This window comes from Bradyrhizobium sp. CCBAU 11434 (genome assembly GCF_028128895.1).
GTDB lineage: Bacteria > Pseudomonadota > Alphaproteobacteria > Rhizobiales > Xanthobacteraceae > Bradyrhizobium > Bradyrhizobium zhengyangense.
On record NZ_LBJX01000090.1, the window covers coordinates 1 to 13,351 of the forward strand.

Below are 13,351 nucleotides of genomic sequence, written 5' to 3' on the forward strand. Positions count from 1 at the left end.
GACAGTCATTGGAATGTCGCCATGGCCGGTAATGAAAATGATCGGAATATGTATGTTCAACCTCGCGAGCTCGGTCTGGAAGTCAAGACCGCTCAAGCCTGGCAGCCGGACATCAAGAACCAGACAGCTAATAACGTCCGGAATTGTGCTCTGCAGCATTTCGCGGGCCGATCCGAATGCAATGACGTCTAACCCTACCGATTGAAAAAGGTTCGTAAGCGAGCGACGCATTGAGATGTCATCCTCGACGACGAAGACGGTCGCCTTTGTCGAGGCCTCGGCATTGCTGCCTTCATCTGGCGCGCCAAATCGTGCAGTCACGAGACGGCCTCCTTATGCAGCGGTAAGGCAAACTGGAACGTGGCACCCGGTCCATTTTTGTGGACCATCGACAGTCGTCCTCCATGAGCTTCAACGATCGACCGGCAGATTGAAAGACCCATTCCAAGGCCAGTCGATTTGGTGGTGAAGAAAGGATCCAAGACGCGGTCCGCGTCGTTCTCGGCGATGCCCACGCCGCAATCCGTCACGGCAAGATGGATGTGCCCCACATCGTCCTTTGATGATTGAATCAGCAGTTCGCGTGTCCGGTCGGTAACTGCCTCCATGGCTTCGATTCCGTTCATCACGAGATTGATGATCACCTGTTGTAGCTGAATCCGATCGCCGAGGATCCTAGGTAGCCCTGCCGTCAACTCGGTTCGTAACGTCACTCGGTGGCTCACCAGCTCTCGTGTTACCAGCGCAATGACGTCCTTAACGACCTCGTTGATATCGAGCGGCACCATCTCAATCTCGCCCTTCTTCGCGAGCGCGCGAATACGACGGATCACCTCGCTTGCCCGGATTGCGTCTTCGATGATCCACTCCACCGAAGAGCGGGCGGCGGAAAGATTAGGCGCTTCCCGGCCCATCCAACCGAGGCACGCATCGGCGTTGCTGATAATAGCGGCGAGTGGCTGGTTTATTTCGTGGGCGATGGAGGTTGTCAGCTCTCCTAATGTCGTTACACGCGTCACATGCGCAAGCTCCGACTGTGCCCTTCGTAGTTCTTGTTCGGCTTGATCGGCGCGAATGGTAGCGGTGATGTCAGTGCTGACGCCACGGTAGCCGAGAAAATTGCCCTTTCCATCGAAAAAAGGCTTGCCACTCGTGCGGACGTAGATCGGAGAACCTGTCCGATTCACGGTGCGGTAGACGAGATCCCGAAACGGAAGATGGGCCTCCAATGTCGCCCGATGCTGCCGCCACTTCTCGGGTTCCTCTTCGACGTCGAACGCAATGTCCCAGCGAAGCAGGCCGATCAATCCTGTCGCCAAAATTCCCGCAGCGCTGGTGTGCTCGGATAAGCGAGTGACCTGATGATCCGGCCCGGTCTCCCAGAGCCAGTCGGAAGCCGTTTCGGCGTAGTCGCGAAAGCGCTGTTCGCTTTCGCGCAGCGCGGCAAGCGTGTTTTCCAGGCGTTCCCTAGCTGCGTGTTGCTCGGTCACATCCATATGTGTTCCGATCAGCTCGCTGACGTTGCCATCGCTGCCGACCACCACGTGCGCAACGGAGTGTATGCGTCTTATCCCGCCATCCGGTAGAAGGATACGAAAATCATATTCGAACCGCCGCTCCTTGTGTTCAATCGCCTGGCGCTGCACCTCCTGTAGCCGCGGCAAGTCGTCCGGATGGATGCGCGATCGAATGGTCTCGATCGACACCGGCTCTTGTGGGCGAAAGCCGAACAGACGATCGACCTCGGCGGACCGATATATGAAATCTAGACGGTAGACGTCCCAGGACCAGCTCCCCGTGTGACTGAGATGCTGGGCCTCGGCCAGATAGGCCTCGCTGCGGCGCAGCTGCTGTTCTGCTCGCCTCGCCGCCGTGATATCCGTAGCTGCTCCAACAAACTCGATGTCACCAGAGGCTGTTCTCGTCGCCCGTGCCTGGGCATGGATGTGCTTTACCGAGCCGTCCGGCAGCAGAAGCCGGTATTCGTGCTCGAAATCGCTCGGGTCTCGCATCGCGCGATCGATAATTTCTTTAACCGAAGCCCTATCATCTGGATGAGTGCGCTCAACGACGAGCTGCGGCCCCGGCGGCACTGTGTCAGGATCCAATTGGAAAATGCGAAATGTTTCCTTTGACCAGAAGGCCTCGCCCGTAGTGGGGTTCCAGCTGAAGCTGCCTGTGTGACTCAACTCCTGCGCCTGGGCTAAATGTGCTTCGCTCCGCTGCAGGGCGAGTTCGGTCCGCCTTCGCTCCGTGATATCTTCGCAGGCGATGAGGACAATGGGCTGCTCATCGCCCCAGAGCATGGCTTTGGCGTTTTCACGTACCCACAACACCGAGCCGTCCTTCCTGACTTTCCGGACGTCCCACGTGCGCGTTTGTCCGACATCCTCAAGGCACGTCCGAACGCATTCGCGAACGAAAGCGCGATCCTCCTCGAGAAATACGTCCAGCACTGATCGAGCGATCAGTTCAGCACGAGCATAGCCGAGTTGTGTCGCGCCGAGTGAATTGACGTTGAGGATAGTGCCGGCTTCATCGACCATGAAGTACATGGCGGGATTGTGCTCGAAGATGGCGCGCCACCGCTTTTCGCGATCCTCCAAATCGGCCGCACTCCGCTGAAGCTTGGCCGCAACGACACGCGCAGCCTCTCTTTCCTGGCGGAGCTTTCCGATCAGGTGCGCTCCCAGAATCGAGGCAATAAAGAATGCAACAACCACCGGCAGATCTTGGGGGTCATCGATACGCAGGCTGAACGCCGGCGGCGCAAAGTAGTAAGCGAGAGCAGCGATGGCTATGATGCAAAGCGCGGACGACGCAATGAAGCTGCCCATCAACGAAAACAGCAATACCACTAACAAATACGCGAACGCCGTCGCGGCGAAATGGGCGTGAAGGTACAAGCAAGCTAGTGTTACCACGGCCAGCGCTATGCTGCCGAACGTAAACTGAGGGGCTGAACGTTCTAAGCTGCTGATCGAGCTACGCATTCTGATACCGTCCGGCCTCTTTTCTCCGGCGGGGGAGCTATACCATTTTAGGCAAAAATAGGGCAATACTCAACACCAGGACCCGCTGGTGAGCGGTTCCGCTCGATTGCTTGTGGTGAACTGAGCACGCGCAGAGAAAAATTGCATCACAGACGTACGTATAGTTGTCCTAAACCTTTCAATATGGCGCGGTGAAAGCCTGCAATCGATGCTCAGGTGCCTGCTTTCCTCCGTTGCCGATAACTCCGGGCAGGCGCTCGAGGCTGCAGCCGAGGATAACCAGCCGCAGGAGGACAGCGGCTGCAGTTCAGTCAAGACGTTGAGCCGGAACAATCAGGGGCGCCTCGCCGAACCGGAAAGAACAAAGATAAGCTGCCGAACCACTCATCGCCGGTACGATCGGTCATGGGGGAGAAAGCGCAATGGTCATGTGCCGAGATACGAAGGCGAAGTTACGCGACTGCTTTGTATGTCCTGGGGCCTTCACGCCTCGGTGCGGAGGACTTGCCTCCGGGGCGCTGGCCGGAATCGAGCGCGCGTGCAGCGACGCCGAACCGACATTAGCCGTCTGCGACCCGCGACAGCTCTGTCAAGGTGCCATCTAATACGTGCTGATCACACACCATCTGATCTAATGCGACAACGCGGACCTCAACAAGGGATGATGAGTTGCGTCACAGGATCGCTACCACGTCGTTGGTCGGACGAGGCAAGCGCAGTGACCGCACACATGCGATTGTGCGGGGAGCAACAACTAGTTTGTCAGGCCGACCCGTTCTGTCGCAGTCCTGATATCTGGCGCGGCAGATGTCGCAGAACCGTTCAGATGGCCGGAAGCTTGACGGTGAAAGACGCGCTTGAAAATGACTGGTAAAAAGCCACGACTCTTTTGCTCGACGGGCATCTTTTCAGGGCGGCTGGCCCGGGGCGAGGTGGGCAAGGGCTGCGCACTGGCGATCGCGCGTGAAAGTTCCGGCTCGTCAAGTCGGCTGTCTCGATTCAAACTACGAGAAATGTCGATGGGCTTGCATTCAACGCGTCTTTGAATGGCGGCGGTCAGGATCCGGGACCTATCTCATCGTGTGTCGATAGTGGTGGAAACGTTGGGCTGGTTGAGCCGAGCTTGCAGCGTCGTGTGCTCGAGCTCGTCCTCCCACCAGGATACGAACACGGCGGCGATGCCATTGCCGGTGATGTTAGTAAGGGCGCGCACCTCGCTCATGAACTTGTCGATCGAAAATACGATTGCCATGCCCGGCACCAGCGCTGGGCTGACCACCGACAACGTCGCAGCGAGCGTGATGAAGCCCGCGCCGGTGACGCCGCTTGCTCCCTTGGACGTTAGCATTGCCACGAGCAGGATCGTGAGCTGCTGGCCAAAGGTGAGATCGACCCCGAGTGCCTGGGCAATGAACAATGTCGCAAGTGTCATATAGATATTGGTGCCGTCGAGGTTGAAGGAGTAGCCAGTTGGCACCACCAGGCCGACCACGGACTTGGAGCAGCCCAGCCGTTCGAGCTTCTCCATTAATTGCGGCAGCGCGCTTTCAGAGGACGATGTGCCGAGCACGATTAAAATTTCGTCCTTGATATAGAGAATGAACTTGAAGATTGAAAAGCCGACGAGGCGCGCGATCAAACCGAGCACCACCACGACAAATAACGCCGCCGTCGCGTAAAACAGCGCGATCAGACCGATCAAATTGCCGAGTGCTGCCGGCCCGAACTTGCCTATAGTGAAGGCCATGGCCGCGAAGGCGCCGATCGGAGCCGCTTTCATGATGATAGCGATCACGCCGAACACCGCGTGCGCGACGTCGTCAATCATGCCTCGCAGTCGCTCCCCACGGGTTCCTAACGCCATCAGTGCAAAGCCGAATAGAATCGCGAACAGGAGAACCTGCAGAACATCGCCGCGGGCGAAGGCGCCGACTACGGTATCCGGAATGATGTTGAGAAAGAAATCGACGGTCTTCGAGGCTTCCGCCTGCTTGACGTAATTGGCGACCGCCGCAGCATCCGGCTTGACCGCAAGGCCATGACCGATTTGGACCAGATTGCCCATAAGCAGGCCCAACACCAAGGCAAAACTGGAGACGATCTCGAAATAGACCAGCGCCTTGACGCCGACGCGCCCGACTTTCTTCGCATCCTGAATATGCGCAATACCAGATGTGACGGTGCAGAAAATAATCGGCGCGATCACCATCTTGATGAGCTTGATAAACCCGTCACCGAGCGCCTTGACCCAGTCGTTGGTCGCGACAGACGGCCATAGGCAACCGACCATGGCGCCAATCAAGATCGCGATCAGCACCTGCACGTAGAGAATCTTATACCAAGCTTGCGACGCGCGTGCGGGCGCCGCAGTTGCCATGGTGGTCATGACGCTTCCTTCCCGAATATACTCGAATGCGAACCGCCGCGTCATTGAGGGACGACAGCGTCATACGAGCCTCATCATTTTAGCCGTGTCCGATTGAAGACGGTTCCGAGAGCCGGCGCGTCGTTCCAAAGGCAGGCGTTTAGTTGCGTTATCCCTTCTCGTTAAGCAAGATATGCACCAGTTGCCCAAAGTGCGCCCGATTAAGCAGTCTCGGACAAACCGTCTGATTCCGGGCGGTATCGGTTTCGGTGCTCGGCCCCAGTTCGCAAGGTCGAAACAAAAAGTCGCAGCGAGACGCGCAACTTGATCGGCTGAGCGCATTAGCGGAGTCCCGTCTCGAGATGGAAGCCCGAGCGTGATCGATATGCGCCAACTGCTGATGGATGCAACAGTAGATGACATCGGTAAAATTGATAATTTGGATCGTACTCATCCACGAGATGGAAGCCTTTTAGGAGCTCGATTGCGTGGCAATATCTTGAATCGATGCACTGCCTTGTCGCTAACGGCAAAGCTCGTCGTGCCCGGGGCATTTGTCTCCAGCCTGTGCTAACGATGCGCATTAGGCAGGTTGGTCGAGATTCGGCCTTCGCTCTCGGCCCGCGCCTTTTGCCGCGTCGCAGAAGCTGCGTCACGATGATTACTCAGCTAGATCGTTCGCGTTGCTGCCAAAGGGCAGGCCTCCTACGATCCGTTTCATTGCCGGCCCAACGAGTACGGTGTTTGAGCTACCGAGAAACTACCTAGGCATCTCTGGCCGCATGAAATTCTGCCGTTCGGTTGCGCGACCGTGCCTGTCTGCTCGGCAACAGAGGTGCCAGAAATCTGACATAGCGTTAGTTCCGCGCCACAGCGACGTCGACGTCTATGCGAATGTCTCCCATTTTGCGCATAGCGCGCCGCCGTTCGCAAGCGGCACAGGAATTGCTGATTTTAAACGAGAAGGTGCCGCCGTCAGATGGATGGAAGCGGCCCTGTCACAGGAGTTGCCGATGAGACTTGCGACGCTGCTCTTGCTCGTGGAAACGACGCGCGTGAATGTGGCGGCCGCCATGAAGTGCGACGCGACTAAAAGGCGATCGGCGCCACATAGCTGGGCGAGCCGCACGTGCAGGCGATCACTGAACCCGTAAAACGACCTGCTTTCACCTTTGGGCTGACGCACATGGATGTCTTTTCGGCAGAGATTGCGCAATCTGTTGCGCTCACGATTGAGCTAGCCAGCGTAACGACCGTGATTCTCCTCGTGATTAGCGTGCCCCTCGCTTGGTGGCTAGCGCGCTCAAAGACTCTTTTGAGTGAGGCGGTGACGACGATGATCGCCCTGCCGCTGGTGCTGCCGCCGACGGCTCTGGGCTTTTGCTTACTCGTGTTGCTCGGCCCAGACGGACCGGGTGGCGTTCTCGCCTCTTTGTGGGGCGAGCGTACGCTCGCTTTTACTTTCGCGGGAATCGTGATCGGATCGGTCCTCTCGGCGCTGCCGTTGGTGGTGCAGCCGATCCGTAACGCCTTTGTTGGCATAGGAGATCGCCAGTTGGAAGCTACGGGGCACGTTTCGTCGCTGTACGCCTTTATTACCGTCAGGGGGCCGCTGGCGCGATTGGAGTTTGTTAAAGCCGCTGTGGTTGGCTTTTCTCATACGATCGGCACATTCGGCGTCGTGATGATGATCGGCGGCAACATTCCTGGGCGCACCAAGGTTTTGTCAGCCTACGTCGTAGAGTACGTCCAAGCATCGCGCTGGCGCGAGGCGAGTGTAGTTGCCGGCGGTATGGTGGTGTTCGCCTTTGCGGCAATTTTCACCTTAGCCCTCATCGACAGACACTGTGCCAGGAGAGGCACCGAACCGTCTTAGGTTAGCCGGCTGGACATATCCGATCGCGACCGAGCGGCAGTATTGCAAGCCGGTTCCATCAATCCTTGCGAGGCTACAATGAACAAGCTTGTTATGGCCGCGGGGCTGTTGGACTCGGCTTCAATTCAGTGCACTCCGCGCCTCTGCCCGGAGCGACCGCCCATGATGTCGGCGTTTCTCCGGAGCGCCTCGCCAAGCTCGACGAGTTCTCCGCTCACGAAATCGCGAGTAAACGCGTGCCGGGTGCGGTGGTTGCAGTCGTCAGCGACGACAAGCTGATTCATGACGAAGGCGCACAGGCAACTCGATCTTGCAAAAGAAAAGTCGATGCGGCTTCACGGGATGTGGTGATCCAGGAGCTCGAGCGGAGACAGAAATTGTTGATGGGTGAGCTTGTTCATCGCATCAAAAAAACTTCGCGGTCGTAATCGGGATGACGCGGCAAACGTAAGATCTGCTAATCAACTCAACTGCCCCGCGAGCTTCCATCCGAATGGTAGTGGAGGGCCTCCTCGCACCGTACCATTCGAACACCGAGCGATTAAGGTTGTCTGGTCCAGCAGTGGAGCTGGAGTCCAAGCAGGCTCTGTCCCTTCTGATGACGATCCACGAGCTCGCGACGAACGCGGTGAAGCATGGGGTCCTTTCCTGGGATGACGGCTATATCCTATCTTGGGCTTTCGACGGGAAGGAGTTCTGCTTCTCTTGGCGGGAAAGCGGCGGCCCAATCGTCACCGAGCCGACCAGGAGGGGTTCGGCATGATCGAGATACTTCTTGCGCACGACTTCGGAGGCGTTACCAAGTTGGCCTACGAAACATCTGGCCTCGAGTGGGGCGATGTGCTCTTCCGAGAGATGCTCCGACCAACGGCATGCTGACTGCGGAGGGTAGCCTTGACGTTGACCTTGGCGGTCCCATCCGGACCACATCGGCTGGAACCGACGAAACCCCGAACTCACGTCGAGCGCAATGTGAGACTTTGCCCAATTCTGGTAGTTTGACGCGGCACGAGGCGGCATTCTAATTCTCTCCATCGCAAATGGGGGGAGTCCTGCAATGACCGGCGGAAGCATAGGCTCGCAACCCGCGCCGGCGAGTGACGGGCCAAGAAAGCCTATGAGCCCGTCGGAGCGGCTCGACGCGATTGACGTGCTGCGGGGCGTGGCCCTGTTCGGCGTGCTCGCCATGAACATCGTGACCATATTTCGGATCTCCATCTTTGCGCTGTTCTTACCGAACGCGGAGCCGGCGGGGCCGCTCGACGGGGCCGTGGCGGCTGTGCTGACGGTTGTGGTCGAGTTGAAGGCGTTTTCGCTGTTCTCGCTGTTGTTCGGCGTCGGCCTTGCGATCCAATTCGAACGGCTTGCCGGCAATGCGCGGCGCATGATCTTGCTCGTGCGCAGGCTGCTTGTGTTGCTGGTTATTGGCCTGGTGCATCTCTATTTCATCTGGAACGGGGACATTCTCGTCGAATACGCGTTGGCGGGCTTCGTGGTCCTGCCCTTCCTCGGGGGCGCGCCGTGGCTCATGGCAGGTGCAGCCCTGCTGCTCCTGGGGCTCTACGTGACCATGCCGCTGTTACCGCCGATCGTGCCGCTGCCAGGTGCAGCCGAGATGGCCGCTCTTGCCACGGAGGCGACGCGTGTGTACGGCACGGGCGGATTTCTCGATGTGCTCGCGTTCCGGATCCGCGAGGTGCCGGCGATTTTTCCGCTGCACGTCATGGGCTTTCCGCGCACTGTCGCGCTGTTCCTCGTCGGCGCCCTCGCGTGGCGCAGCGGAGTTTTGCGTCGGGCCTCGGCGAACCGGCGCCTGCTGCTCGTCGTCGCAACCTTTGGCATTCTTCTCGGCGGCGGATTGAGTCTCGCGGCAGCACGACAAGAGCTCTTCGATTGGCCGTCGCTCGGTCGCGCGCGCTTTCCGGTGGAAGAGCTGGGGGTGGTCGTGTTGGCGCTGGGTTATGCCGCCGCAGTCATCGCCGCTGTGAACCTCCCGGGCGGGCGGAGAATACTAGGCTGGGCCGCGCCGCTTGGCCGCATGGCGTTCACCAACTATCTCGCGCAATCTGTGATCTGCGGCTGGATCTTCTACGGCTATGGTCTAGGCCAATTTGGTCGCCTCGGCGTGGCCGCGACACTGGCGATCGGTATTTTCGTGTATGTCGCGCAGGCGGTGTTCAGCGCTTGGTGGCTGCGCCGCTATCGGTTCGGTCCTGTCGAGTGGCTCTGGCGCTCGTGCATGTATGGGGTACCGCAGCCGATGCGAGCAACGGTCAATTTAGCCATCATGCGCGCAACCAAAGCGGTTTGATGCGGGGTCCCGAACCAAGCGAGTACTGCTGGTTTTGGCCCTTTGGCGACCTTGGGAGATGTCCGCTTTTCCGCCGGTTGGGGGGAACGGACATCAGGCGCCCAGTCGCTCAAGAGTACACGGCCTAGGCAGACACTGTTTACTACCCATCGACGTCGACTGAAAGTCGGCGCCGTCACCTGCTGTCTGCGTCAGCCGCTCGCGCCAGTGCTGCAACAACGAGATCGCCTCCCTATTACGAAGAAGCTCTTGCAGGCGTGTTTGGTGTCGCGACGCGCAAAGACCATCGCGCATTGCTATCGATCGGCTCGCTCGATGAACGCTCCTGTGATAGCTCTAAATGTTCAGGCTCTCTCCCCTGCAGCGTACGGCGAGCCGCTTGGGATCAAAGGCAGATAGGATCGATCACCCCTAAAAAGCGACGCCAGTGCGCGCATCGCGGGTCATATTGCGGCTTTTCTTCATCGCTCGACAGCTGCTTTGCCGGGCTGCTTGCGCAGTTGCGACTATGAGCGGGCTTTAATGCCCCATTGGTAAGGCGATCGGCAAGTCTGACGAAGACTGGAGGGCGGTCCGGTGCCTGTCAGCTACGCCAATTCTATTCAAGAATCGGCATGACGCGTGAGTGTCGCGGTCGTGCAAAAGCGAGCATGACGTAGTCGCCATGCAGTGATGAACTATATTGCTGCTCTGTAGAAGTGCTCACATGAACGTCCAAAACCGGACACCGTGTGCGTGAAGATCATTGGCGCAGCCTGTGGCTTGCTGGCTGCTTTCGACAGTCCGCAAATGCCGAAGCGGTGGCTTGGTATCTGTCACGTTGTTTCGCCTCCGTGGCTTGTTTCTTGCTGAACGTCAGTATTCGTTACGGCCGACGACAACTCACATGGAAGGCTCTATGGGTGGTCCAACGGAAACGTTCTACAGCGTGATCAGACGTCAAGGTATGACGCGTCGTAGCTTCCACAAATTCTGCAGTTTGACTGCTGCGAGCATGGGACTTAGTCCGCTCGCCGCAAGCAGTATTGCCAACGCCTTGGAGACCAAACCACGTGTGCCCGTCATCTGGCTGCACGGGCTCGAGTGTACCTGCTGCTCTGAAAGCTTTATCCGCTCGGCCCATCCCTTGATCAAGGACGCGCTGCTCTCGATGATTTCGCTCGACTATGACGATACGATCATGGCGGCGGCAGGACACCAGGCCGAAGCCATCCTGGAGGAAACTCGTGCCAAGTACAAGGGCAGGTATGTGCTCGCCGTCGAAGGCAATCCACCGCTGAATGAGGGTGGCATGTTCTGCATTGACGGCGGCAAGCCGTTCGTTGAAAAGCTCAGGTCCATGGCGGAAGAGGCCATGGCGATCATTGCTTGGGGCACGTGTGCGTCGTGGGGATGCGTGCAAGCGGCCAAGCCCAATCCGACTGGCGCGGCGCCGATCGATAAGGTGATCACCAACAAGCCAATCATCAAGGTGCCAGGGTGCCCGCCTATCGCAGAGGTCATGAGTGGCCTCGTGACTTTCATCACCACGTTCGGAAAGCTTCCGGAGCTCGATCGCCGAGGGTGTCCAAGTATGTTCTATTCCGAGCGCATTCACGACAAGTGCTATCGCCGTTCCCATTTCGACGCTGGCCAATTCGTCGAAGAGTGGGACGATAAGAACGCGCGGAAGGGCTATTGCCTGTACAAGATGGGCTGCAAGGGGCCAACCACCTACAATGCCTGTTCGGCCATTCGGTGGAACGGCGGCGTCTCATTTCCGATTCAGTCTGGGCACGGCTGCTTCGGCTGCTCCGAAGACGGCTTCTGGGATAAAGGGTCTTTTTACGACCGTCTCACAACGATCAAGCAGTTCGGCATCGAGGAGAACGCCGACCAGATCGGCATGGCCGCTGCCGGCGTAGTTGGGCTAACGGTCGCTGCCCATGCGGCGGTCACCGCCGTGAAGCGGTTGACCCACAAGTCGGATCGCGCAGCCCCAAAAGCAAACTAAGTTGAGGAGGGGGCGACGTTGGCCGTCCAGACACCGAATGGATTCAATCTCGATCGTTCAGGCAGGCGAATCGTCATTGACCCGCTGACGCGGATCGAAGGCCACCTGCGTGTCGAAGCCAATCTCGATTCGGACAATGTGATCCGCAATGCGGTCTCAAGCGGGACGATGTGGCGTGGCATCGAAGTCATCCTGCGCGGACGCGATCCGCGCGACGCCTGGGCGTTCACCGAGCGGATTTGCGGGGTCTGCACCGGCACCCATGCGCTCACCTCCGTGCGCGCGGTTGAAAATGCACTAGGAATTGCGATTCCGGAGAATGCCAATTCGATCCGCAACATCATGCAGCTGTGCCTGCTCGTGCATGATCACCTCGTACATTTCTATCACCTGCACGCGCTGGATTGGGTCGACGTGGTCTCCGCGCTCAAGGCCGATCCCAAGTCGACCTCGGCGCTCGCGCAGTCTATTTCGCCCTGGCCGCTGTCGTCCCCTGGCTACTTTAGGGATTTGCAGATCCGGCTCACCAAATTCTTCGGATCAGGGCAGCTCGGTCCGTTCAAGAATGGCTATTGGGGGCATCCGGCCTACAAGCTGCCACCGGAAGCGAACCTGATGGCTGTAGCGCATTATCTGGAAGCGCTGGACTTCCAGAAGGAGATCGTCAAGATCCAAGCTATCTATGGTGGCAAGAACCCGCATCCGAACTGGCTGGTCGGCGGCGTGCCCTGCCCGATCAACATCGGCGAAACTGGTGCGGTGGGTGCGATCAATATGGAGCGACTGAACATCGTCTCCTCGATCATCGACCGTTCGATCGAGTTTGTCGAGCAGGTCTACCTGCCCGACATTGCCGCGATCTGCTCCTTCTATAAGGACTGGCTCCATGGCGGCGGACTTTCGAGCAAGAGCGTGATGTCCTATGGCGACATTCCCGAAAACGCAAATGACTATTCCGCCAAAAGTTTCAAGCTGCCGCGCGGGGTCATTCTTGGTGGCAATCTGAATGAGATACTGCCGATCGACCATGGAGATCCCGAGCAGATCCAGGAATTCGTCGCGCATTCATGGTATAAATACCCCAGCGATTGCTGTGGACTGCATCCCTGGGACGGTATCACCGAGCCGCATTTTGAACTTGGGCCAAAACTCAGAGGCAGCAAGACAGATATCAAGGAACTCGACGAAGGCGGCAAGTATTCTTGGATCAAAGCGCCGCGCTGGCGCGGCCACGCCGTGGAGGTCGGGCCGTTGGCGCGATACATTATCGGTTATGCGCAAGGCAAAGCCGAGTTCAAGGAGCCGGCCGAGAGACTACTCAAGGGGCTTAATCTTCCGCTGACCGCGCTGTTCTCGACGCTTGGCCGTACTGCTGCGCGGGCGCTCGAATGCCAGTGGGCGGCGCATCAGATGCGTTATTTCCAGGATAAGCTGGTAATCCACATCAAGGCAGGCAATACGGCAACTGCCGATGTCAGCAGGTGGAAGCCGGAAAGCTGGCACAAGGAGGCCAAGGGCTACGGGTTCAGTGAGGCCCCGCGCGGTGCACTTGGGCACTGGATCAAGATCAAGGGCGCCAAGATCGACAATTATCAATGTGTTGTGCCGACGACGTGGAACGGATCTCCTCGCGATCCCAAGGGCAATGTTGGCGCTTTTGAAGCCTCCCTGATCGGCACCCCGGTGGCCGATCCGCAGCGGCCCCTGGAGATCTTGCGCACGATCCATTCCTTTGATCCGTGCTTAGCTTGCTCGACCCACGTGATGAGTCCCGACGGCCAGGAAATGGCTTCGGTCAATGTTCGCTAGCGAC

8 protein-coding genes are annotated in these 13,351 nt (G+C 58.3%); 5 read left to right on the forward strand and 3 right to left on the reverse strand.

From position 1 onward, the window contains the following. The 3 genes from XI06_RS21700 to dctA form a co-directional block, all read right to left on the reverse strand. Nucleotides 1-321 (reverse strand): response regulator (locus XI06_RS21700; protein WP_271606420.1); only part of this gene is annotated, 321 nt, incomplete at its 3' end. Continuing rightward, nucleotides 318-2,993 carry a PAS domain S-box protein gene (locus XI06_RS21705; RefSeq protein WP_271606421.1) on the reverse strand — a complete coding sequence of 892 codons (2,676 nt, stop codon included), beginning with the start codon at nucleotides 2,991-2,993 and terminating at the stop codon, nucleotides 318-320. The genes XI06_RS21705 and XI06_RS21700, both read right to left, overlap by 4 nt. Before the next feature lie 1,075 nt (nucleotides 2,994-4,068). After that, nucleotides 4,069-5,379: a C4-dicarboxylate transporter DctA gene (gene dctA, locus XI06_RS21710; RefSeq protein WP_271606422.1), complete on the reverse strand. Its 1,311-nt coding sequence runs from the start codon at nucleotides 5,377-5,379 to the stop codon at nucleotides 4,069-4,071. A gap of 1,165 nt (nucleotides 5,380-6,544) precedes the next feature. Between dctA and XI06_RS21715 the strand changes: the two genes are divergently transcribed. The 5 genes from XI06_RS21715 to XI06_RS21735 all read left to right on the forward strand — a co-directional run bounded on the left by XI06_RS21715 (nucleotide 6,545) and on the right by XI06_RS21735 (nucleotide 13,347). After that, nucleotides 6,545-7,234 carry a molybdate ABC transporter permease subunit gene (locus XI06_RS21715; protein WP_271606513.1) on the forward strand — a complete coding sequence of 230 codons (690 nt, stop codon included), beginning with the start codon at nucleotides 6,545-6,547 and terminating at the stop codon, nucleotides 7,232-7,234. Nucleotides 7,235-7,299: 65 nt separating this feature from the next. Further along, nucleotides 7,300-7,662 carry a hypothetical protein gene (locus XI06_RS21720; RefSeq protein ID WP_271606423.1) on the forward strand — a complete coding sequence of 121 codons (363 nt, stop codon included), beginning with the start codon at nucleotides 7,300-7,302 and terminating at the stop codon, nucleotides 7,660-7,662. Nucleotides 7,663-8,351: 689 nt separating this feature from the next. After that, a complete protein-coding gene (locus tag XI06_RS21725; RefSeq protein ID WP_271606424.1) occupies nucleotides 8,352-9,545 on the forward strand; it encodes a DUF418 domain-containing protein in 1,194 nt (397 codons plus the stop codon). Between the two features lie 898 nt (nucleotides 9,546-10,443). Continuing rightward, complete coding sequence (locus XI06_RS21730) at nucleotides 10,444-11,538, forward strand: hydrogenase small subunit (RefSeq protein WP_271606425.1); 1,095 nt, start codon at nucleotides 10,444-10,446, stop codon at nucleotides 11,536-11,538. A gap of 18 nt (nucleotides 11,539-11,556) precedes the next feature. Beyond that, nucleotides 11,557-13,347 carry a nickel-dependent hydrogenase large subunit gene (locus tag XI06_RS21735; RefSeq protein WP_271606426.1) on the forward strand — a complete coding sequence of 597 codons (1,791 nt, stop codon included), beginning with the start codon at nucleotides 11,557-11,559 and terminating at the stop codon, nucleotides 13,345-13,347. Nucleotides 13,348-13,351: the final 4 nt, after the last annotated feature.